The organism is Arcicella sp., from assembly GCF_964672035.1.
Genome location: NZ_CBABQS010000012.1, coordinates 1 through 26179, shown reverse-complemented (window position 1 = coordinate 26179; position 26179 = coordinate 1). Strand labels below are relative to the sequence as shown.

Here is a 26179-nt window from a genome sequence, read left to right as displayed (position 1 = left end):
AACCCGCAATGGAATTGGGATTTAACAGATTTACATGGCTAAAATTATAAGAATAAATCGGCGTAAATCTGTTAAATCCGTTTTATCCGTGGTCTAATTTTATTTTATTGATAACCTTCGACAATTTTCTACTTCTTTTCAAGCAATTTTATTTTCGTTTTTGCTTCAGCTACGATGTCTTTATCGGATAAATTGTCAATCAATGAATTCAAGGTTGCTTTTGCTTGAAAGACATTATCAAGACCCACGAAATCATCGGCTAATAATAAATACGCTCTTCCAATAATTTTATCGGCCGCATCAGAAAACTCATTTCTAAATTTGGCAATAATCATATCCGAAGATTCTTTGTATTTTTTCTGATTATACAGCATCTGAGCAATTAAATATTGAGCCTCCGCACCAAAATCATCTTTTGCCAAAGCAATCGTTTGATTAAATGCCTCAGTTGCCTTTGGATAATCATTTTTTGCCATGTAAATTTTACCCAAGTAAAGATTTGCCTTACTTTTTGCGCCTAACACAACATCGCCTGAATTAGAAACTTCTCTGGCAAAATATAAAGTTGAATCAGATTTAGTAGTTTGATAATACGATTCCATCAAGGCAATCAAGGCCGTTTGTTGGTCTTTTTTATCCGTTGCACTCACCAATAAATTTCTATAGTTTGTGATAGCTCCTTTAAAATTTCCAGCGGCATATTCAATTTCAGCTGCTCTGAAAATGGCTTTATTTAAGGCTTTATATTTTCTATCTCTAATTACAATATAATACCAACTGAGGGCTTCTTGCTTGTTTCCTGATTTGAAATAGGCTTCTGCAATCAAATATTTAGCTTCGTAAGATTCAATACTGGTTGGGTTTTTACGCACATAATCCGTGAGCGCAACCGTTGCTTTATCATATTTTTCACTGTAAAACAATCCTTTTGCCGATTCATATTCTAAGCCGACCACTGAATTATCCAAGGGATTCGCTCGTTGATAATCATTCAGGATTTGCGTAAATTCTTCTGGACGGCTTACGTCATTTAATTCTTCTTGAATACCCGCCAACGCATCTTTACTTTGTGGTGCAGTAGAATGATTTTTCAAAATATTTTTAAAATCAGCAATTGCCCCTTCATGATTGGTTGTGTTTTGGAAGGCTCCCGCTCTTTTCAATAAAGCTGCGGGCACCAAGACGCTCTGAGGTTTATCGTTCAACAATTTAGTAAATCCCGTAATGGCAGGAATATATCTACCTGCCGTAAAATCCAGATTAGCCTCCTGATAGATGGCATTATCTACATAAAGCGATTGAGGAAAATCACTTTGAACCTTCTGAAAAGCTAACCTTGCTCCTGCTTCATCGCCTTTCAGCACCATTACTAAGCCTTTTTGATAATTGGCATAATCTCGGTCGGCTCCTTTACCAGTGATAGCTTGGTCGTAATATTTTAGGGCGGCATCATAACTTTTAGCCGCAAAATAGGTATCTCCCAATCGAATAACGGCATCTTGGTACGACTGTGAATCGCCCGACGCTTTCATTCTGTCGGCATATTCACGAAATAATTTATTCGCTTTATCGTACTCTTTGGTATTATAGTAAGAATACGCTAAAGAATATCGGCTTTTACTTTGTAACTCATATAAATTGGGCGTTGTATTATCGACCGAAGCGATAATTGACTTATACATCGGAATGGCTTCATTGTATTTTTTATCGGCAGAAAGAGCTTCCGCTTTCCAAAAATTAGCTGAATATTTGGCTTCAGCATTTACGGGAGTCGTTAACGATTTATCAAAATAAGGAATCGCATCAAGGTATCTTTCATCGTTATACATCTTCACGGCTTGATTATAGGCAATTCTTTGGTATGCAGTATTCGTTCGGGTCGAACGCCGAGGTAATCCTTCAATATATGCCAATGCCGCTTGATAATTATTGGAAGCTAAATAGGCCTCACTCACTAATTCATTGGCTTCATCCTCGTATTTTGTATTTGGATATCTTTTCAAAAACTCCTCCAAAGCTTTAATTGCTTCATTTCCACGATTTAAATCCAATAAAACTTTGGCGTGATTGAAGTCTGCATCTTCCGTTACCGATTTATTATAATTACTCTTGCGAGCTTGGTCAAAGGCTCCCAAAGCATAATTTGGATTGTTGGCTTTCAAATAACAAACTCCCAAAATAAAGGAAGCATATTGTCCCAAAGTATCACGAACCGCCGCAACATTTTTGAGTTGTTCAGTCGCAGGAGCAAATTGGTCGGTTTTATACAAACTGTAACCGTAACGGTAAGCAACGGCTGGCAACATTCCTTGCGATTTGTAATTTTTATAAATCGTATAATATGAAGCTGCTTTTTCGTAATTGGCTTGTTGAAAATAAACTTCGGCAGTTAATAAAGCAACATCCTCCAATTTTCGACCAGAATTTTTCTCTCGTAAAAGTGGCTCAGTATACGCCAACATTTCTGCAAATTTTCCTTGTCGATAATAACTATGAGCCAACCAACCAGGAATTTCAGAACGGTATTCGGCTGATTGCTCCGCTTTTTTGAAATCAGGAATTGCTTCTTTGTATTTTCCCACACGGAAGTTTATGATACCAGCATAATAGGAGGATGAAATCGCATTTTCGCTCGTGCCATCTTTCAATTCATCGAAAATGACTAAAGCTTCGGAATAATCTTGTAGGGAAAAATGAGAAATAGCGAGACGATATTGGGCATCCTCATCCGATTTTGGGCTCTTTTTGAGGTAATCAATCGCTCGTGCATAATCGCCTTGTTCAAAGAAATAATTCCCTATTTCTTTATATAAATTGCCCGCAACAGGATGTTCTGGGTAATTTCTAACAAAACGGTTAGCCAATAATTCGGTTTCTGAATACCCTAAATATAAACTACACATCACCACATAATATTCAGCCCAAACTTTATTTCCGTCTTCTTTTTCAAGAAGCGTTTTATCATAATCAAGAAATAAGTTAAATTCTGCACGAGCAGCTTCATAATTTCTCGACTCATAATGTTCTTGACCATTCCTAAAATGAATAGAAGCGTCCGTATAATTGAGTGTACTTTGAGCCAAAAGCGTAGTTTGGGGAACAAAGGTCAGGAGAATAAAGCATAAGGAAACTAACGACGAGATTTTGTTCATTAGGAAATTGATTTTAAGGGTCTTTTTCAACCACATAGAAAAGAGATGTAACATAGTTAACCAAGAAAGGAAAAACTAAAATTCATTTCTGATACTGTTACAAATCAAGTTTAGGGTTGGTAAAAAAGAAAAATGTTAAACAAGTAAGGAATATTAGTCTTTTGCAGTTGGCTATTTGCCAACACCTTTTAGTAATTAATCAAAATTCAATTTGTATTTTTGCCAACGGCTAATTATAAATTGCCAAAAACTATAACAAAAACGTTCATTACAAACATTAAATTATGAAAAAAATATCATTTTTCGCTATCTATCTGATTTTTAGCCACTTCTCGTGGGGTCAATCCTCCGCAAATCACCCTAAGATTGAGTATTTTCTTTCAATGGAACAACCCCAAACGCATTATTTTGATGTTGTAATGAAATTATCCAATTTTGATGCCAAAACGAAGCAACAAGGGTTCATAGACCTCAAAATGGCCGTTTGGACTCCAGGTTCATACCTAATTCGAGAATATGCCAAAAACGTGGAAAGCGTTTCTATAACCAGTGGAAACTCTACCTTGAAGTCCGACAAAATTAATAAAAATACTTGGCGTGTCCGACTTTTATCAGCTTCAAATGAGGCAACGGTAAAATATAAAGTGTATGCCAATGAGCTTTCCGTAAGAACTTCATTCATTGACGATTCGCACGGATATCTAAATCCTGCCAGTGTTATGATGTACGTAAATGAATGGAAACAAGTTCCTTCTACCGTAAACGTTAAACCATATAAAAACTGGAACACGGTGTCAACGGGTTTAAAAGCATTAGGAAATAACACTTTTGAAGCGGAGAATTTAGACATTTTAATTGACTCTCCCATCGAAATTGGTACGCAAAAAATTCTCTCATTCGATTTAAAAGGTATTCCGCACAAAATTGCTATGTATGGTGACGTTAAAATGGACGAAGCCAAAGTTACTGCTGATTTTAAGAAAGTTTGTGAAACTGCCATGTCCGTCGTGGGCGAACATCCATGCAAAGATTATACTTTTTTGATTCATAATCTTGCCCAAGGAGGTGGTGGATTAGAACATTTGAATTCTACCACTTGCCAAACTTCTAGGTCTTCTTACGTTGACGAAAAAAGATATCAAGGGTTTATGAGTTTGATTGCGCACGAATATTTTCACCTTTGGAATGTAAAAAGAATTCGTCCAAAAGCACTTGGGCCATTTGATTACGAAAATGAAAATTACACGCATTTGCTTTGGTTTTCGGAAGGTTGTACAAGTTTTTACCAGAATTATATTCTTCGTAGAGCGAATATGATGACACCCGAAGAATATTTAACGGCTTACGGAAATGAAATAAATACAATTGAAAATCAGCCAGGAAATAAGGTTCAGTCTGCCACCGAATCCAGTTGGGATGCTTGGATCAAATATTATCGTCCAAACGAAAATTCACGGAATAGCACCGTTTCTTATTATGACAAAGGTGCCGTTTTGGGCGGTATTTTAAACCTTGCCATTATCAAAGAAACCAAAGGTGCAAAGAATTTAGATGATGTTATGAAAACTCTCTATCAGGAATTTTACAAAAAACAAGGTCGTGGTTTTACGGATGAAGAATTTCAAAAAACCGTAGAATCAGTGGCTGGAAAACCAATGGCAGATTTCTTCCAAAAGTATATTTTTGGCACGGAAACCATTCCGTATAATACGTTTTTCGAAACTGTTGGATTACAATTGAAAGATAAAAATGCCGAAAAGTCAGAGCCGTTTTTAGGGGCAGAGTTTAGAGGAGGAGGATTAAAAATTACCAGTTTATTGCGTGATTCACCTGCTTATAACGACGGTCTTAATGTAGGAGATGATATTTTACAAGTGGACGGTTCAAAGCCTGAAGATTTACTAAAAATTATTTCTTCAAAGAAAGTGGGCGATGTAATTGAAGTAAAAGTTAAAAGAGATGGCTTAGAGAAAAAGTACAATATTACTTTACAAAGAAACCCTGTACAAAATTTTGTATTGGAACCGTTGGGAAATCCAACAAAGAACCAATTGGAAATGTATAAAAAGTGGTTGTATTTATAATAAGTTACTGGTAAGTTGTTATTAGTTATTAGTTTTCAATAATACAAGAATTTGAAAGCCAATAACTAATAACCATTAACTGATAACTAAATCTACTTCGCTCCAAAAACTCTTTTCAAAATATCAGAAACCCTCGCCGCAGGATTATCTCTAATTTTTTGTTCTTCCTGAGCCACCAATAAAAACAAACCGTCAATTGCTTTTTGGGTTGCATATTGTTGTAAATCTGGATTTACTTTTTGCGAAAAAGGAATCCTATTGTACGTCGTGGCAATATCGCCGTACAATTTCGTTGCTCCAGTTGAATTGATTGCCTCTTGCATAACGGGTGCAAAAGCATTTGTTAAAGCCACAGACGAAGTTCTTTTCAAATATTCAGTCGCTGCGTCTTTGTCTCCCTGCAAAATTCCCAAAGCATCTTGAATAGACATTTTTGTAATGGCATCCACAAAAATTGGCACCGCTTTTTCAGCCGCTTTTTCAGCACCACGATTCAAAGAAGTAATAAATTTATCACACTCGTTCCCCAAACCAATACTGCGAAGTTTTTGCTCAACCTTTTGTGCCTCTGGTGGAAAAAGTAATTTAATAGTTTGATTTCCTAAAAAGCCGTCCACGGCGGATGCTTGTGATGAACTATTTTTGATACCTACGGTTAATGCTTCTTTCAATCCACGACCAATTTCTTCCGTTGTTAGAGGCCCAGAAGCAGTTCCGCTTAAAACATCATTCGCTTGTTTTAAAATGTTACCAAAGTTTTGTGATTGACAGCTGCTTACTGAAATCATCATGGCTACTGCCAAAAGTAATTTTCTCATTTTTTTTAGTGATTTTAAAAAGTTTTAAATTTGTCACGGAAATTTTATCAAAATGTCATTTGCCTTAAAACGTAAAAACGCTTCAAATTGTGTAATTTTGAGTAAAATTAATCAAATAGTGATGAGCAAAGAGCGTTGAGCCTCGAAATTAAAGCAAATTATATTTCAAATGTTTCAAACTAAATTCCTTAAAAGCTCATTTCTTAAAGCTCAAAGCCACAAAAAATGATAAAAGCGGAGATAATTACCATCGGAGATGAGATCCTTTATGGACAAATTACAGACACAAACACACAATGGATTAGTGCTGAATTGGATAAAATTGGCATCAAAACTATTCGTAAATCTTCAGTTGGTGATACCGAAGAAGCTATTTTAGCGATATTTGAAGAGTCATCCAAAAGAGCGGATATCGTCATTGTTACGGGTGGTTTGGGACCCACAAAAGATGACATCACTAAGAAAACTTTTTGTAAATATTTTAATGCTGAATTAATTGACCATCCTCAGGCACAAATTGATGTTACCGCCTATTTCAAAAAAAGAGGTTACATACTGTCTGGAACTAATAAAAGTCAATATGAATTACCTTCCAATGCAACCTACATAAAGAATACCATGGGAACTGCCCCAGGTATGTGGTTTGAACATAATGCTGTTATTTATGTTTCTTTGCCAGGCGTGCCTTACGAAATGAAAGGGTTGATGACGCTTTCAATCTTACCAAAATTGCAGATGCATTTTAAAACTCCCGTGATTTTTCATAAAGTAATCCGGACCATTGGTATCGGAGAATCTACTTTGGCAGAAATGATTGATGTTTGGGAAGATGCTTTGCCTACAAATGTTAAATTGGCGTATTTGCCTTCAATGGGAAGTGTAAAACTTCGACTCACAGGTTTTGGGGAAGACCTAAAAATCATCGAAAATGAGGTGGAAGCTCAGTTTCAGCGAATTTTTCCTACTATTCAAGAATTTGTTTACGGCTACGGAGATGATGAATTAGAAAATGCAGTAGGAAGATTATTAATTCAAAATCAACAAACAGTAGCCGTTGCAGAAAGTTGTACGGGTGGATATTTAGGGCATCAATTCACGAAGGTTTCGGGCAGTTCCGCTTACTTTATGGGTGGAATTTTGGCATACGATAATGCGGTGAAAATAAATCAATTGGGCGTCAAAGAAGAAACGTTAACTTCTTTCGGAGCAGTTTCAGAACAAACAGCCATTGAGATGTGTGAAAATATTCGTAAAATTATGGGAACAACTTATGGATTGGCGACGACAGGCATTGCAGGCCCAAACGGAGGCTCTCCAGAAAAACCCGTTGGAACGATCTGGATTGCCATTGCATCCGAAAACAAAACCATGACAAAAAAATTAACTTTGGGCGGTTTTCGAGAACAAAATATTCATTTAACAGCCATCAACATACTGAATTTATTAAGAAAAATATGTCTCTAATAGAAATTATTATGCCCAAAATGGGCGAGAGTATTATGGAAGCCACGGTTTTGAAGTGGTTGAAAAAAGTGGGCGACAAAGTAGAAACCGATGAATATTTATTGGAAGTAGCCACGGATAAAATTGACACTGAAGTCCCTTCATCTCACGCTGGAATTCTCACCGAAATACTCGTTCCCGAAGGAGAAGTTGCGGAAATTGGAAAACCAATTTGTGTTATTCAAACGGATGGTGAGGAACAAAACAGTTCACCCAAATTAGAAGAAAATTCTACCAAATTATCGACAGAAATTCTTGAAATTCAGTCCTTAACAGGCATTAATCTTGAACCAATTTCTCCCTTAATTACCTCAAATACAGTAGGTTCAAGATTCTATTCACCTTTAGTTTTGAGTATTTGTAAAGAAGAAAAAATTTCGTCTTCAGAATTAGAATCAATTGCAGGAACTGGTGCAGAAGGGCGTATAACGAAACTTGACATTTTTGCCTTTTTAGAAAGTAGAAGCAAAGTAATTTCAACAATCTCAAAACCAGGAGTCAAAGCTAAACCAATAATAATCTCAGGAAATGATGAGATTATTCAAATGGATAGAATGCGAAGAATGATTGCCGATAGAATGGTTGAATCGGTTCGTATTGCACCTCATGTTACTTCTTTCGTGGAAACTGATATGACAAACGTAGCGATTTGGCGAAATAACAATAAGGATTCTTTCAAAAAACAGTACGGAGAAAATATTACTTATACGCCAATTTTGGTAGAAGCCATTGCTAAAGCCATTAGAGATTTCCCTCAAATAAATGCTTCGGTGGATGGCGACAAAATTATTGTAAAAGCCAAAATCAATATTGGTATGGCGGTGGCTTTGCCGAGCGGAAATTTGATTGTTCCCGTAATTCATAATGCAGACCAATACGATTTGATTGGCTTGACCAAGAAAATCAATGATTTGACAAAACGGGCCAGAGAGAATAAACTCAGACCAGAAGATTTGGAAGGCGGTACGTATTCATTTTCAAATATTGGCACTTTTGGTAATATCATGGGTACGCCAATCATCATGCAACCACAAGTCGCCATCATGGCTTTTGGAGCAATCCAGAAAAAGCCTGCCGTTATTGAAACGCCCCAAGGTGATTTATTGGGCATTAGACAAAAAATGTTTATTTCTCATTCTTATGATCACCGTGTGGTTGATGGTTCTTTGGGTGGGCAATTTGTGAAACGGGTTTCCGATTATTTGGAAGGATTTGAGATAGACAGAGAATTATAAAAGGTTTATCATGACAAAAGCCCCAGAGAAATTTTATTTGGGGCTTTTGTCAAAAAACTTAATCGAAAATCTAAAACTCAGCATTAGCTGGTTTGCTCAAATTTGGTTTAATAATTCTCATCCAAGTAAGCATTTTGATAATTGGATAAGTTGGGTCAATTTCGTACCATTTTGAAGCAAAATTCATGCTATTTGGTAATTTGTGATGATTATTCTGAAATAATTCACCCATCATTAAAAAATCAAAAATCAATGAATTTTTCGATTTATCGTTGTTATCATGGTTTTGATAACCATATTTATGTCCCGACCAATTGACGATGGCACCGTGAAGAGGCCCCATTAAAAAATGAATTGGCAATAAGAAAAAGAATGCCCAATGCATATCGAAATATACAAACGCCACAATGTACATCGCTACGTAAGCAATTCCCCAACCTAAACGAGAAATCCAATGATGCCCCATTTTTTCGATGGTCTTTGAAAAGGGAAAGTTATGGTCAAATCGTTCTTCGACTTTAGTTTTATTATTCAAAAGTGCATTGTAAATATTTTTTGTCTTCCACATCATCAAAAACACATTGTCAGAAAAATGAGGCGAGTGTGGGTCTTTTTCAGTATCACTAAAAGCGTGGTGCATGCGGTGCAAAATTGCATACGCTCGGGGACTCAAGTAAGACGAACCTTGCGAGACATAAGTAAGAAAATAAAAGAACTTTTCCCAAAACTTATTCATCGTAAACATTTTGTGAGCCGAATAACGATGTAAAAAAAATGTTTGACTGAATAAAGATAAATACCAGTGGAAAATGAAGGCGGGCAATACCAATTGCATGTTGTTGATTGTTTTGTTTAATGTACTATTTAATGACTATTTGTGATGCTTAAAGGTTCATAAAATACAAATATACTGACAAATGAAGGTTTTAATCTATTGTTAATGCATAAGAAACCAGATTTGCTCCCATTTGAAGTGCTTTTTGACGAACAATATCAGGGTCGTTGTACACCGATTGGTCTTCCCAACCGTTTCCTAAATCGCATTCATAACTGTAAAAACAAACTAAACGACCTTGATAAATGAGTCCAAAACCTTGCGGCGGCTTGTTATCGTGTTCGTGAATTTTAGGTAAACCATTCGCAAATTTAAACTTCTGACGATAAATTGGATGATTAAAAGGCAGTTCAATGAAACTTAATTCTGGAAAAACTTTTTTCATTTCTCTTCTCAAATATTTATCCAAGCCATAATTATCATCGGCGTGCAAAAAACCGCCACTTATCAAATATTTACGAATATTTAATGCTTCCGATTCGGTAAAAACAATATTCCCGTGACCCGTTAAATGAACGAATGGATACGTAAAAAGCTCAGGACTTGACGGTTCAACAATGTCTTCTTCGGGAGAAATATTTGTCCGTAAGTTGCTGTTACAGAACTTAATAAGGTTTCCCAAAGATGTTTTATTGCAATACCAATCTCCTCCGCCACCATATTTCATTTTGGCGATTTTGAAAGAGCTTTGAGCTGTGAGCTGTAAACTGTGAGCAATGAGCAACGAGCAAATCGCAATGAATAATGAGGTTGATTTTATTAACTTAAACATAAATTTTATTTTCTCAATGCTCAAAGCTCAATGCTCAAAGCTGATTAACGATATTTAATGCATTACAAGCCACTAATCCAGCGGTTTCTGTTCTCAAACGACTTTCTCCTAAAGTTACTGGAACAAAGCCTTTTTCGAGTGCTTGATTTATTTCTTCTGGTGAAAAATCTCCTTCCGGACCAATTAGAATAGCATATTTTGATTTTGGTTTGGCAATTTGTTGAATTAATTTCCGATCACCTTCTTCCAAATGAGCAATCATATTTTGTGAATCCGGATAATCTTTTTTCAAAAATTCCTTCCACGAAATCATTTCATTGATTTTCGGGAGAAATGCTTTCAAAGACTGTTTCATCGCTCCAACGGCAATTCTTTCCGTCCGAATCGTTTTAATTTCTTTCCTTTCAGAATAACGAGTTTGGATAAAAGAAATTTCATTGATTCCAACTTCAACGCATTTTTCAACCATCCATTCAATCCTATCCAAATTTTTTGTTGGGGCAATTATCAAATGAATATAATAATCTCGAAGCCCAAAATTTTGCGTTTCTTCAACGATTTTTATCTCACATTTTTTATCATGTGGTACTTTGATTTGACATTTATAAAAACCGCCTTTCCCGTCCACCACGTAAAGCAAATCTCCTGCAGTAAGCCTTAAAACCTTCACTGCATGACGAGATTCTTCTTCGTTGAGGCGTAAGGTTACTTTTATATTTGGTTCGTAAAAAATATTCATAAATTAATTTTCATACCTAATTTTACTATTCTTCAAGCATTTCATTGCCAGCGTAATTCCAGAAATTGTCAAAGGAAACATTCGATTTTCGGTCCAATCTCGGATAATTTTTATGCTTTGCGTATATTGCCAATAGCCTGAATTTGTGGGATTTAGCCAAACCAAATTCGGAAAATGCTCACTTATTTTGTGCAACCAATTCAATCCAGATTCTTCGTTGTAATGTTCAATACTTCCTCGGGCAGATGTTAATTCATACGTTGCCATTGAAGCATCTCCTACCACAATTATTTTCCAATCTTGGTTATATTTATGCAAAATTTCCCACGTTGAAATGCGTTCTCCCCTCCGCTCATTATCTTTCCAAAGCGTTTCGTAAATACAATTATGAAAATATAAATGCTCAATATTTTTGAATTGATATTTTGCTGCTGAAAACAACTCCGAGCATAATTCAATGTATTCATCCATCGAACCGCCAACATCTAAAAGCAATAAAACTTTTACTTTATTCTTCTTGGAAGCTTGCATTTTTATATCCAACAATCCTGCATTGCGTGAAGTTTCCTGAATCGTTCCGTCTAAATCTAATTCATCTTCCACGCCTTCACGGGTAAGAATCCGTAAGCGACGCAAGGCCATTTTGATATTTCGGGTATTGAGTTCGAGGTCGTCATCGTAATTTTGAAATTCTCTATCCTCCCAAACTTTCACGGCACTTCGCTGTCCGCCCGATTCATTATTGCCAATTTTTATGCCTTCGGGATTATAACCACCGTTCCCAAAAGGAGAAGTACCGCCCGTGCCAATCCATTTATTCCCCCCTTCGTGACGTTCTTTTTGTTCTTCAAATAATTCCTTCAAACGGTCTAATAATTTCTCTAAACCGCCCATTGCCTGTATTTTGGCTTTTTCTTCTTCCGAAAACTCTTTTTCTAATTTATTTTTGAGCCAATCTTCTGGAATTAAAGCAAATAATTCTGCCCCAATTTTGGAAACATCCTTGAAATATTGCCCGAATAAGACATCAAAACGGTCTAAGAATATTTCATTTTTAACGAAAATGGTTTTACTCAGATAATAAAAATCAGTTGTATCATATTCCACAATGTCTTTATCCAATGCTTCCAAAAGCGTCAGATATTCCGTGATGGTAACAGGAAGTTTATTTTGTTTGAGATATAAAAAGAAGTCAAGAAACATCAATAAGGTCGTTTAGTTTTATTCCTCAAAGCCTCATACAAACCTGTATCTTGCTCGTTTTTCAGCAATGCTCCAATGAAGGGTGGGACTTCGGTATTGGTCTTAAAATCTTCTAATAAATCTCCCGAAACTTTGCCTACCAACAACAATTTTATCCAATCAATCAATTCAGAAGTAGAAGGTTTTTTCTTTAAAGCTTTTACGTCTCTTATTCCATAAAATACTGACAATGAATTCGTTAAAAGTTTTTCTTCAAGTGTTGGATAATGAACATCCACGATTTGTTTCATCGTTTCACGGTCGGGAAAGGAAATATAATGGAAGAAGCAACGACGTAGAAAAGCATCTGGCAATTCTTTTTCGTTGTTGGAAGTAATGATGATAATTGGTCGATGTTTGGCTTTAATTACTCTTTTTAGCTCGTAACAATAAAATTCCATTTTATCCAATTCATTCAATAAATCATTGGGGAATTCAATGTCGGCTTTATCTATTTCATCAATCAAAAGTACCACTTGCTCATCCGCCTCAAAAGCTTCCCAAAGTTTTCCTTTTTTGATATAATGTTCCAGATTATTAATGTCACCATCACCCAATTGCGAATCCCGCAGACGAGCCACCGCATCATACTCATACAAACCTTGTTGTGCAAAAGTAGTGGATTTAATATTCCAAGAATAAAGTGGTTTCCCGAGTGCTGAGGCAACCTCATACGCCAAAAGCGTTTTGCCAGTTCCAGGTTCTCCTTTGATTAAAAGCGGCTTTTGAAGGGATACGGCAGCATTTACTGCAACTTGTAATGCTCTCGTGGCAACGTAATTTTCTGTTCCTTGAAATGAAGACATATTAGTTTGATGAAGTGGGAAAATTGTATTAGCACACGGATTAAACGGATTAGACACGGATTATTCTAATTTTATATCCGTGTCTAATCCGTTTAATCCGTCTGCCATTTTGCATAAATCAATCTTCATACTCCGATTTAAACGAATACATCGTTGTATCCAATTTAATTGTCCCTGCTAAATACTCGTCAACGAATTTTGTTACAACTGCATCATCAACTTCATCTACATTTAAACAAACATCCAAACCAATTCCAAATTCAAATTTTTCGTCCACTTCCAAATGTTCCGAAAGTTTAACTTCTTCGTTTTCTTCAATTTCTTCAATTAATTCAGTGATATATAATTCCACTTCTTCGTCAATATCTTCATTCGACTCATACGTTTCATCACGAATTTCCATTGGCACGTAAAGCGGATATGTCTTTAATGCTTTTCTTTCGGCTGTTTCGTAAACGATGCTATTAAAATGCAATCTTAAAGAATAAATAACAGCATCAAAAATCACTTCTTGACCTTTATAATTTCCAACAAATTGGATGTGAACAAACTCCTCAACATTGTCTGGTTCATCGCCAAGTTCATCTTCAAAATATACAAATTTCTTTCCATCGGCTTTACATTCCGATTTCAGTTGTTCAATTTCCTTTGGGTCAAGTCCTGGGTTATCTTTTAATAGCATTTTTTATTGTGTTTGATTTGACTGTAAAGTTAAGAAATTTAAAATGGACAATTAAAGTTAGACCACGGATTTTACGGATTGAATGGATTTACACTGATTTATTTTAACAATATCTCTGAGTATAAAAGCATTTAAAGAAACACCAGTTTTTAATTTAAAAAAATAAAAATCTGTGTAAATCTTGTCTAATCACTAAAATCTGTGGTCTAAAATATCCTATTTTATTAGCAATAATTCTCGATATTTTGGTAATGGCCATTCGTCGTCGTCAACGATTAATTCTAATTTATCGACACAGTAACGAATTTCCTCAAAATAATCCTTGATTTTTGTACTATATAATCGACCTCTTTCTACCAAATCTTCAACATTATTAGCTTCTTTACGAGCTTCGGTCATTTCCTCCACCAAATTATTAATTTTGGAAGTATAAATTGAAATCTTTTTGATAATTTCTACCGTTGGAGAAAAATATTGTGGGTCGATGCCAATCTCTTTTTGTCCACGAACATTATCTACCAATAAAGTTTGATATTTTAAGGATGTTGACATGATGTGATTGATGGCTAAATCACCAATTACCCGAGATTCTATCTGGATTTTTTTGATATAATTCTCCATTTCAATCTCATAACGAGCGTGCATTTCAATTTCTGTAAAAATGCCATATTTTAAGAATAAATCAATGACTGGTTTATCCAAATACTTAGCTAAAGCTTCTGGAGTGGTTTTCAAGTTAGATAATCCACGGCTTTTCGCTTCTTCAACCCAAGCTTCAGAATAACCGTTTCCTTCAAAAAGAATCTTTTTAGAATGGGTAACATATCCTTTCAAAACCTCAACGATAGCCAATTCTTTTTTAATGCCTTTCTCAATATAAACATCAACTTCTTCTCGGAACTTGAAAAGTTGATTTGCCACGATTGTATTTAAGATTGTCATGGGCGTAGCAGAATTTGCCGAAGAACCTACTGCTCTAAACTCAAATTTATTACCCGTAAAAGCAAATGGTGAAGTCCGATTGCGGTCGGTATTATCCAATAAAAGGGCTGGAATTTTATTTATTCCTAATCTTAAATAAACATTATCACCTTTTTCTAATTTAATATCGTTCATTTCTGAAAGATTTTCTAAATCATTCAACACTCGAGTCATTTCTGAACCGATGAAAATAGAAACGATGGCAGGCGGTGCTTCATTGGCACCTAAACGATGTTCATTTCCTGCAGTGGCAATTGAGGCACGCAATAAGTCTGCGTAGTCATGAACCGCTTTGATGGTGTTGACAAAAAATGTTAGGAAACGTAAATTTTCTTTTGGTTTTGAAGAAGGGCCTAACAAATTAATACCCGTATCCGTTGCCAAAGCCCAGTTATTATGTTTTCCCGAACCATTGATTCCTGCAAATGGCTTTTCGTGAAAAAGCACTCTCATTTTGTGCTTTGAGGCAACTTTATTCATTAAATCCATTAAAAGCGCATTATGATCACAAGCTAAATTGGCTTCTTCGTAGGTTGGGGCAACTTCAAATTGTGCGGGGGCAACTTCATTATGACGAGTTCGAACGGGCATTCCTAATTTTAACGCCTCAATTTCAAAATCAACCATAAATGCATTTACTCGAGAGGGAATCGAACCAAAATAATGATCTTCCAATTGTTGACCTTTGGCGGGCGAATGTCCGAAAACGGTCCGACCCGACATCAATAAATCTGGACGTGCATTGTATAATGCTTCATCTACCAAAAAATATTCCTGTTCAGCGCCCAACGTTGCCGTTACTTTCGACACCTCACGACTGAAATATTCATTCATTACTTTAGTAGCTGCTTTATCAATCAATTCACCAGATTTTAAAAGTGGCGTTTTGTAATCCAACGCTTCCCCAGTATAAGACACAAATACTGAAGGAATACAAAGTGTTGCGGTTCCTGCGGTGTTTTCCATGATAAAAGCAGGCGATGATGGATCCCAAGCGGTATAGCCACGGGCTTCAAACGTAGAACGAATACCTCCATTTGGGAAAGAAGAAGCATCAGGTTCTTGCTGCACAAGTGATGAACCTTTAAACTTCTCCATTGCCTTTCCTTTGTTGGTAATGTCAAAAAATGCGTCGTGTTTTTCGGCCGTAGTTCCAGTAAGCGGTTGAAACCAGTGCGTATAATGAGTGGCACCTTTAGATAATGCCCATGACTTCATGGCGGCAGCAACTTCGTCGGCGGCCTCTCGGTCAATTTTTTTACCATCCTCAATGGCATTTGTAATCTTTGCGTAGGCTTCAGGACTCAATAATGAACGCATTACTTCGTCGTTGAAGGTGTTACTTCCATAATAATCTGTAACTTTTTCAGTCGGAATTTTCACATGAATCGGTTGTCGAGACTGTGCTAATTCAAGGGCTTTAAATCTTGCAATCGCCATATATTTTTTTTCTAATTTTTATTCTTTTTAAAACTGTTCGATAAAAGTAAGATAAAATTTATTTTTTCTTGTTTTTATCGCTCAAAAATTTGCGGAATATATAAATGAGCAGAAGATTGAATTTTTATTTGATTAAAAAAAAACTGAAAATTAATATTTTATTTACGAAAAAACCTTCTGTGGGAGCTACGATAAAACGTTGGATTATAAGTAAATTATCTCACCAAAAATCCTCTTAAAATTACAATTTTGGTTTTGATTCAACTATCCAAGAAAAAATTTAATTATTCTAAGAAATATACATTTAATTCTGCAAAAGCTTTTTTATTCAAAATAATATACTGTATATTTGAATATAGCAAAATATAAAAGACTAATATTGACATAATTCAAAATTGAAAAAAGGTGAATAGTTTAAAAAAAATAGTAATAAATGCTTAGGTTTAAAAAAATCATAATTATTTAATATTTGTTGTGTTTTTTCAATTTTCAAGTTTACTTTTGTATTAGAAATTTAGAAAAATAACCAAATAAATTAAAAACCCATTTCAAAGTCATGGCAAAAGCTAAACTTGAATACATTTGGCTCGATGGTTACAAACCAACTCAAAGCCTTCGTAGCAAAACTAAAGTTGAAAGCAATTTTAGCGGAAAATTAGAAGACTGTGATATCTGGTCTTTTGATGGTTCTTCAACCCAACAAGCTCCAGGTGGTTCTTCTGACTGTCAGTTAAAGCCTGTTTATATTTGTCCAGATCCAGAACGTTCACTCTTAGGCACTCCTGCTTATCTAATCATGTGTGAAGTGTTGGATTCTGAAGGTAATGCTCACGAATCTAACGGTCGTGCTACGATTGAAGATGATGACAATGATTTCTGGTTTGGTTTTGAACAAGAATATTTTTTGTATGATTTGAAAACAAATCTTCCAATTGGTTTTCCAGCAAATGGCTTTCCAGCGCCACAAGGTCAGTATTACTGTTCAGTAGGTGCAAAAAATGCTTATGGTCGTCATATTATTGAGGAACACATGGAATATTGTTTGCAAGCTGGTTTAAATCTTGAAGGTGTTAATGCTGAGGTTGCTGCTGGTCAGTGGGAATTTCAATGTTTCGCCAAAGGTGCAAAACAAGCAGGTGATGAAATCTGGATTGCTCGTTATTTATTAGAAAGAACTTGTGAGAAATACGGTATCTGGGTAAATTATCACTGCAAGCCATTGGGAGATACTGATTGGAATGGTTCAGGAATGCACGCAAACTTCTCGAATACTGCTTTGAGAACGGCTGGAAATAAAGAAACTTACGACATTATCTGTCAAGCATTTGCTCCTTATGTGAAAGAACACATTGAAGTTTACGGTGCTGATAATCATTTACGCTTAACTGGAAAACACGAAACACAATCAATTGATCAATTCTCTTATGGAGTTTCTGACCGTGGTGCTTCAATTCGTATTCCGATTGCGGCAGTTCAAAAAGGATGGAAAGGATGGTTAGAAGATCGTCGTCCAAACTCAGCGGCTGATCCATATAAAGTGGCTGCTCGTATCATCAAAACGGTTAAAACTGCTAAGGTTTAATCTATTGCGGTGCAAAATATTAAAAAGCTCGTTCTTAACAGGACGAGCTTTTTTTGTGGTCTTTGATTCCTTCCGTATCTTTGCACCATGAAAAAAGTAGCATTTTATACATTAGGCTGTAAATTAAACTATTCTGAGACTTCAACCATTTCCAGAATGTTTGAGTCTAAGGGTTATGAAAAGGTAGAATTCAACCAAAAACCCGATATTTTTATTGTCAATACCTGTTCAGTAACAGAGAATGCTGATAAAAAATGCAAAAAAATTGTCAGGGAAGCCAATAAAATAAATCCCGATGGCTATGTGGCCATTATTGGCTGTTACGCCCAACTCAAACCCCAAGAAATAGCCGAAATTGAAGGCGTTGATGCGGTTTTGGGGGCAGCTGAAAAATTTCAATTAATTGATTTATTGGATGGTTTTGTGAAAGAGCCTTCGCAAAAAACGGCTAAAATTTATAATCAAAACATTGAGGAAGCCATCGATTATCATACTTCCTATTCACTTAACGACCGTACTCGAACCTTCCTAAAAGTACAAGACGGATGCGATTATCCTTGTGCCTATTGTACAATTCCCTTGGCACGTGGGGCAAGTCGATCGGATACGATTGAAAATGTCATAAAAGCAGCTCAAGAAATTGCAGCAAGTGGCGTTAAAGAAATCGTTTTAACGGGCGTAAATATTGGCGATTTTGGCTTGAGAAATGGAAAACGAGAAGAGACATTTTTAGATTTAGTAAAAGCGTTGGACGAAGTAGAAGGCATTGAAAGATTCAGAATTTCATCCATCGAACCCAATCTTTTGACTGATGAAACCATTGATTTTGTCGCACAATCAAAGCGTTTTGTACCACATTTTCATATACCCTTACAATCAGGTTCAAACAAGGTTTTGGGTTTGATGAAACGTCGTTATAAAAGAGAGTTATACGTCGACCGAGTAACTAAAATCAAGGAATTAATGCCGCATTGTTGTATTGGTGTGGATGTAATTGTGGGTCATGCAGGCGAAACGGACGAAGATTTTTTAGAAACTTATAATTTTCTTCACGAATTAAACATAAGCTATTTACACGTTTTTACTTATTCTGAAAGAGAAAATACTGCTGCTTTATTAATTAAGCCAGTCGTTCCACAACACAAACGGGCTGAACGGTCAAAAATGTTACATATATTATCGGATAAAAAACGGAGATATTTTTACGAACAACAAGTTGGCAAAGATTTCACAGTACTTTTTGAAGAAGATGTTGAAAATGGAATGATGCAAGGTTTTACGGAGAATTACGTTCGAGTAACGGCAAAATATGACCCACTTTTGATTAATGAGACCAAATTAGTTTCGCTTATTTCAATTAATGAAAATATGTTGGTAGAAGTTTCAGAAGTTGATGTGTTTGAAGTGCATTGATTTTAATTTACTATTAACGAAGGCTGGGTTTAAAACCCAGCCTTCGTTCTATTTGATTAAGCTAACTACCTATTTAACAGGCATCAATCGAAATACCATTCCAGGGTTTTCAATTCCTACGTACAAATATCCATCCGTTCCCATCTCGATATTTCTCATACGTCCAATATTAACTAATAGTTTTTCATGTCCCGTAATTTTATTGCCTCTCATGATGCTACGATCTAAATAATTAAATCGTAACGAGCCAATCAAAATACTATTTTTCCAAGCTGGATATTTATCACTATTCACAAAAGCCATTCCGCTTGGCGCAATTGAAGGCGTAAAATACGTCTCAGGTTGTTCCATTCCTTCTTTTTTACTAATATCAGTAATTGGTTTCCCGTCATAGTTAATACCGTAAGAAATTACAGGCCAACCAAAATTTGCTCCTTTTTTAATAACATTTATTTCATCGCCTCCACGTGGACCATGTTCGTTTTCCCAAATTTCACCCGTTGTTGGATTCAAAGCCAAACCTTGTGGATTTCTGTGTCCATAACTATAAATGCTTTCTTTACTTTTCCCCTTCCCAACAAAAGGATTATCTTTTGGAATTGAGCCATCATCATTCAATCTATGAATCTTTCCATTATCATTTTCGGTGCTTTGGGGGAAGTCTTTTTCCATACCTCTTTCGCCTACCGAAAAGTACAAATACCCTTTTTTATCAAATTTAATTCTCGAACCAAAATGGTGTTTTGTTTTCGTGTATGGAGAGGCTTCAAAGATTTCTTGTACTTCGGTTAATTCATTATTTTTAATTTTTCCTCTTACGATTGCCGTAGTCGTTAATTTCTCATTATTCTCTTCTTTAAATTTAGAATATGATAGATAAATCCAACCATTTTCGGCATATTTTGGGTGTAATTCAATATCCAACAATCCCCCTTGACCTTCTGCAAGCACTTTTGGCGCATTTTTGATAATGGTTTTATTTCGTTTTGAATCAACTAAGTATAAAACCCCTACCCGATCCGTAATCAAAAAATTACCATCGGGTAATTGGGCAAAACCCCATGGACTCTCAAATCCTGTGGCAATTGTATCCAAAGTAACCGTCATATTTTCCGATTTAAAAATATTTGAAGTCGGCTTATTCGATACTTTATATTCGTTCACTTTTCCGATGTATTTGGTAATTTCATCGGCTAATAAATTAATATCTTTTGCATTCACAACTCCTTTCCAAGCGGGCATTCCCAAGTCGGTATATCCGTTGGTGATACTCGTCACTAACTGCTCTTTTGAGGTACCATGTTTCCATGATCTATCCACAAAAGCCTCTATTTTTTCACCGTGACAACCCGAACAATATTGAGTAAAAACTTTTTCTGATTCAGTTACAGGGGGGGTAGAAACGATGGGCTTTGACAATTGAATAAAACTGGCACATAATATGCCAAGCGATGAAATAAAAACAATGGATTTTGTCATGATTTTGGAACGAAAGAATGTTGATTTTTAAATTGAATAATAAATTTACTAATTGATTTTGAGTGTACACATCAGAGATTCAGAAATTCTCAAATTTTATAGCGCAGAAAAAAGGCTGTTCCAAGTGGATCAGCCTTTTCTTATAACAAAACAAAACCACAAGAATTCACCTGTGGTTTTGCAAAAATAGGGAATAAATATTTAAGAACTGGAATAAATAAGTTTTCCACCAACCTTTAAACCGTACAATTCATGTCAAGATTCGTTTTCGTTTTCTCCAAAAATTGAGATACATTCACCGCTTATAAGATGGTCTTGAGTCTATAAAAAGCCAAATTTTAAATTTCACTTTATCCGCAAAAAACACTATCTTGAGTTAGTATTCCAACCAAAATTTATCCACATGAAGAAAACCCTTATACTTATCACCCTTTTACTGTTTTCATTAGGTATTTATGCCAAAAAAAAAACAGCAAAAGAGACTAAATCCGTTCCTAATCAATTACTGACGGATCAAAAATTAGAAAGCCTACGAAAAGAAATGTTAGAAGAGATTGATAAAAAAGCGCTATTTACTGCTCAACTCAACGACCAACTTTTTAGTTATGCCGAATTAGGTTTTCAAGAATTTGAAACCTATAAATTATTAACCACACTGCTTGAAAAAGAAGGATTTACCATCGAAAAAGGACTTTCTGGCATCCCAACGGCTTGGATGGCAAAATGGGGAAGTGGAAAACCCGTGATTGCCATTGGTTCAGACATTGACTGCATTCCAAAAGCATCCCAAAAACCAGGCGTTGCCTATCATGACCCAATTGTAGAAGGCGCTCCAGGTCACGGGGAAGGGCATAATTCGGGTCAGGCTTTGAATATCACGGCTGTTTTGACTTTGAAGAAAATAATGGAACGGGAACATATTTCTGGCACACTTTTACTTTGGCCCGGAGTTGCGGAGGAATTGGTCGGTGCGAAGGCGTATTACGTACGTGATGGACATTTTAAAGATGTTGACGCTTGCATTTTTACCCATGTAAATAGCAATCTTTCTGTAAAATGGGGCGATGTTGGATACAACGGCTTAGTCTCTGTAAAATTTAATTTTGAAGGTGAAGCCGCCCATGCCGCCATGAATCCGTGGAGAGGCAAATCTGCATTGGATGCGGTAGAATTAATGAATGTGGGTTGGAATTATAAACGAGAACACCTTGCCATTACCCAACGCTCGCACTATGTCATCACAAACGGGGGCGACCAACCGAACGTTGTGCCTTCAAAAGCGCAGGTTTGGTATTATTTCAGAGAAAGAACGTATCCAAAAATCAAAGAATTATTTGAATTCGGAAAGAAAATCGCCGAGGGTGCCGCCATGATGACGGATACTAAAGTGACCCATGAAGTAGTCGGTTGTGCATGGCCCGGACATTTCAATAAACCAATGGCAGAAAATGCCTTTGAACACATTAAGAGAGTGGGTTTACCAGTGTGGTCGGCGGAAGACCAATTGTTAGCAACGTCTACTCAAAAAGAACTAAATTCTCCGAAAAAGAATGGATTAGCCATGAAAATTGATTCCACCACTGAGCCAGAAGCGATAAAATTAGGCGGTGGCTCGGACGATATTGCGGATATTTCTTGGACATTACCAACCATTGTTTTGGGCTATCCTTCCAACATTCCAGGCTTGCCCGGGCATCATTGGGCAAATGCTATTTCGATGGCAACGCCCATTGCTCACAAAGGTTGTACGGCGGGTGCAAAAGTGGAAGCGTTGACTTTGTTAGATTTATTCGTAAAACCAGATTTGCTGACGAATGCTTGGAAATATTACCGTGAAGAGCAAACGGCAACCGAAAAATACGAGCCATTGATTGCGCCAAGCGACAAACCAGCCATTTCGATTAACAAAGAGGTGATGGAAAAATTTAAACCCGAACTCCAAAAGTTTTATTATGACCCAACGAAATATAAAAGTTATATGGAGCAATTGGGGATTAAGTATCCAACGGTAAGAGGGAATTAGGAGGGAATTTTTATGCTGAACGAAATAAGATGAATTTCGTTCAGCATATTACAATCAGTTCAACTTATAAACCACCCCGTTCATCGCCTTCAATTCCTCTAAAAACTCATTACTCGGTGAGATTTTATTCTTTCTTGACATCATCGTTACTTCTACTTTTTCTTCGGCATCATACACTAAAACTGATAAATTACAAGTTCCTTGATGTTTGGAAACGAGCGCATTTAATTGATTAATCGACTGACTATTAATCATTTGTAAACCAATCGTAATTCTTAATTCCTTAGAAAATTGATTTCTGATTTCGGATAAAAGTCTGACACTTACAGGTTTAAATTCCCATTCATCTGGTCGTCCCCATTTAGATTTTATTACGCCTTTGATGTATAGAAAACGGTCGGGAGCAATGTATTTTGAGAGATTTACAAAGTCTTCGCCAAACAAGGCAAATTCGTAGCTACCGATATAATCTTCTAAAGTGAAAAGCATAAAAGGATTACCATTTTTCGAGAATCTTTCAATACATTTTGTCACAATTCCACCCACGGCAACTTCTTTTCCTCTGAAAATTGGCTCCATTACACGGTCAAGTGTGCAAGAACAAAAACTGTCTAATTCTAAACGATATTCGTCCAAAGGATGCCCAGAAATATAAATTCCAACCACTTCTTTCTCGAATTTCAACTTTTCCATTTGTCCCCATTTCTCAATTTGGGGAATTCTTGGCGTTGCTATGGCTCCTCCTCCTCCGTCCATCGCACCAAATAATGACCCTTGAGCTGAATTGGCATCTTCCACGGCTTTATTGGCAAACCGAATCAATTTTTCAATAAAATTCGCCCCTTCTGAATCCTCAAAATAAATGGCACGGTGCAATCCTTGGGCTTCTTCAAAACAGTCAAAACCGCCACCATACGCCAAACTTTCGATGGTTTTCTTATTCACCGTTCTTAAATTAACCCTTTTCACAAAATCAAAAATATCTTTGTAAGGGCCATTTTTGTCTCTTTCCTCAATAATACTATCCACGGCCGCATCGCCAGTTCCTTTAATCGCTGCCAAACCAAACCGTATTTCACCCTTTTTATTTACGGCAAACGAACGGTAAGATTCATTAATATCGGGTCCCAAAACGGGCAATCCCATGCGGCGACATTCTTCCATGAAAAAGGTAATTTTTTCAATTTGTCCCAAAGAATTTGACATCACCGCCGCCATATATTCTGAAGGATAATGTGCCTTCAAATACCCCGTTTGGTACGCCACCAACGCATAACAAGTCGAGTGAGATTTATTGAAAGCGTATTGCGCAAATGCCTCCCAATCCGTCCAAACTTTATTCAGTTTATCCTCTGGGTGTCCTTTCGCTTTTGCGCCTTCCACAAACTTACTTTTCATCTTATCGAGCGTATATCTATCCTTTTTCCCCATCGCCTTTCTCAGTACGTCAGCATCCCCTTTCGAGAATCCTGCGATACTTTGAGACAGCAACATCACCTGCTCTTGATAAACCGTAATCCCATAAGTATCAGACAGATACTCCTCCATAATCGGCAAATCGTAAGAAATTTCTTCCCTTCCGTGTTTACGTGCAATGAAGTTAGGAATGTAGGCAATTGGGCCGGGACGATACAGGGCATTCATCGCAATCAAATCCGAAAACTGATCGGGTTTCAAATCCAAAAGGTGTTTCTGCATACCGCCCGATTCAAACTGAAAAGTGGCATTTGTTTCGCCTCTTTGGTATAACTCGTAAGTCTTTTTATCGTCTAAAGGAATGTTATCAATATCAATCGAAATACCATGATTTTGCTTAATTAAACGGAGAGATTCCTTTAAAATTGAGAGGGTTTTTAGCCCCAAAAAGTCCATTTTAATTACGCCCGCATCCTCAATAATATTTCCGCCAAATTGCGTAATTAACAAGTTTACTTCTTTCGAGGTATAAACTGGCAAAATCTCGGTTAAATCCTTCGGCGCAATGATAATCCCAGCCGCATGAATACCAGTTCCACGAACTGACCCTTCCAAAATCAACGCTTCTTCTAAAACCCTTGAACGCAAAGAGCCTTCTCTTCTAATATCTCGAAGTTTTTTGATATTTTCTAAATCCTCCGCCTGAAATGATTCTTTTTCCGACAATGAATTTGCCCCTGTCATGGGTGCATTCATTACCCGATTTAGGTTCGTTCCAGGTTTATCAGGCACTAATTTTACTAACTCATTGGCTTCGCTTAAATGTAACTCCATTACACGAGAAACGTCTTTTATCGACATTTTTGCCGCCATCGTGCCATACGTAACAATATGAGCAACCTGTTGTTTTCCGTACTTATTAACCACATAATCAATCACTTTCTGACGACCATCATCATCAAAATCTGTATCAATATCGGGCATTGATTTACGGTCAGGATTCAAAAAACGCTCGAAAAGCAGTTTATATTTAATCGGGTCAATATTGGTAATTCCGATGCAATACGCCACTACCGAACCAGCGGCAGACCCACGCCCAGGCCCAACAAAAACACCCAAATCTCGTCCTGCTTGAATAAAATCCCCCACGATTAGAAAGTATCCCGCAAAACCCATGGTTTTAATCACATGAAGCTCAAAATCAATGCGTTCTTTTACTTCCACCGAATCCCAATTATCACCGTAGCGCTTTCTCGCACCGTCACGAGTGATACTTTCGAGGTAATCATCTTGCGTTGCGAAAGTCGTTGGAATCACGAAATTGGGCAACATAATATCTTGCTTCAAACGCAAAGTGTCAATTTTACCAACAATCTCATTGGTATTATCAATGGCTTCTGGAACGTGATTCCAGAGTTTAGTCATTTCAGAAGTATTTTTGAAATAAAATTGGTCATTATAAAAAGCAAATCGCTTCCCTTTTGTCGATGAGCCAGGGTCATCATCAATATCTTTAAACGTTGGTGTAGCCTGTTTTTCGCCCGTATTAATACACAAAAGAATATCATGGGCGTTTGAATCTTTCTGGTCGAGATAATGGGAATCATTTGAAGCAATAACTTTCACGTTATATTTCTTGGCAAATTTCAACAAAACCTCATTACAACGCAATTGGTCAGGAATTTCATGATTTTGAACTTCCACGTAATAATCTTCCCCAAACACATCCAACCACCATTTGAATTCCTTTTCAGCTTCTGCTTCTCCGTGTCTCAAAATGGCTTGCGGAACGGAAGCACCCAAACAACAAGTGGTGGCTATCAGTCCTTTATGATACTTTAAGACTAATTCTTTGTCAATTCTGGGATATTTTCCATAAAGACCTTCGATATAACCCAAGGAACACATTTTTACCAAATTAGCGTAGCCTTCCGCATTTTTAGCGAGCATCAATTGGTGAAATCGTTTATCTTTTTG

17 protein-coding genes are annotated in these 26179 nt (G+C 36.5%); 6 read left to right on the top strand and 11 right to left on the bottom strand.

The genetic code is table 11. From position 1 onward, the window contains the following. Positions 1-128 precede the first annotated feature (128 nt). Positions 129-3152 carry a tetratricopeptide repeat protein gene (locus tag AC1W31_RS05265; RefSeq protein WP_481733365.1) on the bottom strand — a complete coding sequence of 1008 codons (3024 nt, stop codon included), beginning with the start codon at positions 3150-3152 and terminating at the stop codon, positions 129-131. Positions 3153-3436: 284 nt separating this feature from the next. Between AC1W31_RS05265 and AC1W31_RS05260 the strand changes: the two genes are divergently transcribed. Further along, positions 3437-5236, top strand: coding sequence for a M61 family metallopeptidase (locus tag AC1W31_RS05260; RefSeq protein WP_481733364.1), 1800 nt, complete (start codon positions 3437-3439; stop codon positions 5234-5236). A 92-nt stretch (positions 5237-5328) separates the two neighbouring features. On the opposite strand, the gene AC1W31_RS05255 is transcribed toward AC1W31_RS05260, so the two are convergent. After that, entirely contained in the window at positions 5329-6054 is a 726-nt protein-coding gene (locus AC1W31_RS05255; protein WP_481733363.1) for a DUF4197 domain-containing protein, read from the bottom strand. Between the two features lie 225 nt (positions 6055-6279). Here AC1W31_RS05255 and AC1W31_RS05250 point away from each other — a divergent pair, with 225 nt between their 5' ends. Further along, positions 6280-7518 carry a competence/damage-inducible protein A gene (locus tag AC1W31_RS05250; protein WP_481733362.1) on the top strand — a complete coding sequence of 413 codons (1239 nt, stop codon included), beginning with the start codon at positions 6280-6282 and terminating at the stop codon, positions 7516-7518. Continuing rightward, a complete protein-coding gene (locus AC1W31_RS05245; protein ID WP_481733361.1) occupies positions 7509-8792 on the top strand; it encodes a dihydrolipoamide acetyltransferase family protein in 1284 nt (427 codons plus the stop codon). The genes AC1W31_RS05250 and AC1W31_RS05245 overlap by 10 nt, the downstream gene beginning before the upstream one ends. Before the next feature lie 70 nt (positions 8793-8862). On the opposite strand, the gene AC1W31_RS05240 is transcribed toward AC1W31_RS05245, so the two are convergent. The 7 genes from AC1W31_RS05240 to AC1W31_RS05210 form a co-directional block, all read right to left on the bottom strand. After that, complete coding sequence (locus tag AC1W31_RS05240) at positions 8863-9627, bottom strand: acyl-CoA desaturase (RefSeq protein WP_481733360.1); 765 nt, start codon at positions 9625-9627, stop codon at positions 8863-8865. Positions 9628-9718: 91 nt separating this feature from the next. Next, the gene (locus AC1W31_RS05235; RefSeq protein ID WP_481733359.1) at positions 9719-10399 is read right to left on the bottom strand and encodes a DUF4159 domain-containing protein; all 681 of its coding nucleotides are present in this window, start codon (positions 10397-10399) and stop codon (positions 9719-9721) included. Between the two features lie 34 nt (positions 10400-10433). After that, positions 10434-11138 (bottom strand): 16S rRNA (uracil(1498)-N(3))-methyltransferase, encoded by a 705-nt coding sequence (locus tag AC1W31_RS05230; RefSeq protein ID WP_481733358.1) that lies wholly within the window; start codon positions 11136-11138, stop codon positions 10434-10436. Positions 11139-11141: 3 nt separating this feature from the next. Beyond that, positions 11142-12341 carry a vWA domain-containing protein gene (locus AC1W31_RS05225; RefSeq protein WP_481733357.1) on the bottom strand — a complete coding sequence of 400 codons (1200 nt, stop codon included), beginning with the start codon at positions 12339-12341 and terminating at the stop codon, positions 11142-11144. After that, positions 12341-13186 carry an AAA family ATPase gene (locus AC1W31_RS05220; RefSeq protein WP_481733356.1) on the bottom strand — a complete coding sequence of 282 codons (846 nt, stop codon included), beginning with the start codon at positions 13184-13186 and terminating at the stop codon, positions 12341-12343. Before AC1W31_RS05220 ends, AC1W31_RS05225 begins: the two co-directional genes overlap by 1 nt. A gap of 118 nt (positions 13187-13304) precedes the next feature. Continuing rightward, entirely contained in the window at positions 13305-13868 is a 564-nt protein-coding gene (locus AC1W31_RS05215; protein WP_481733355.1) for a hypothetical protein, read from the bottom strand. A 216-nt stretch (positions 13869-14084) separates the two neighbouring features. Beyond that, the gene (locus AC1W31_RS05210) at positions 14085-16289 is read right to left on the bottom strand and encodes a glutamine synthetase III family protein (protein WP_481733354.1); all 2205 of its coding nucleotides are present in this window, start codon (positions 16287-16289) and stop codon (positions 14085-14087) included. 556 nt (positions 16290-16845) lie between these two features. Between AC1W31_RS05210 and AC1W31_RS05205 the strand changes: the two genes are divergently transcribed. Both AC1W31_RS05205 and mtaB read left to right on the top strand, forming a co-directional pair. Continuing rightward, entirely contained in the window at positions 16846-17871 is a 1026-nt protein-coding gene (locus tag AC1W31_RS05205; protein ID WP_481733353.1) for a glutamine synthetase beta-grasp domain-containing protein, read from the top strand. A gap of 87 nt (positions 17872-17958) precedes the next feature. Next, on the top strand, positions 17959-19284 hold the full coding sequence (mtaB, locus tag AC1W31_RS05200) for a tRNA (N(6)-L-threonylcarbamoyladenosine(37)-C(2))-methylthiotransferase MtaB (protein WP_481733352.1): 1326 nt from the start codon (positions 17959-17961) through the stop codon (positions 19282-19284). Positions 19285-19353: 69 nt separating this feature from the next. Here mtaB and AC1W31_RS05195 read toward each other — a convergent pair whose 3' ends face one another. After that, on the bottom strand, positions 19354-20763 hold the full coding sequence (locus tag AC1W31_RS05195) for a PQQ-dependent sugar dehydrogenase (RefSeq protein ID WP_481733351.1): 1410 nt from the start codon (positions 20761-20763) through the stop codon (positions 19354-19356). Between the two features lie 403 nt (positions 20764-21166). Here AC1W31_RS05195 and AC1W31_RS05190 point away from each other — a divergent pair, with 403 nt between their 5' ends. Next, complete coding sequence (locus tag AC1W31_RS05190) at positions 21167-22786, top strand: amidohydrolase (protein WP_481733350.1); 1620 nt, start codon at positions 21167-21169, stop codon at positions 22784-22786. 54 nt (positions 22787-22840) lie between these two features. On the opposite strand, the gene dnaE is transcribed toward AC1W31_RS05190, so the two are convergent. Further along, on the bottom strand, positions 22841-26179 hold a 3339-nt coding region (dnaE, locus tag AC1W31_RS05185), incomplete at its 5' end, for a DNA polymerase III subunit alpha (protein ID WP_481733349.1).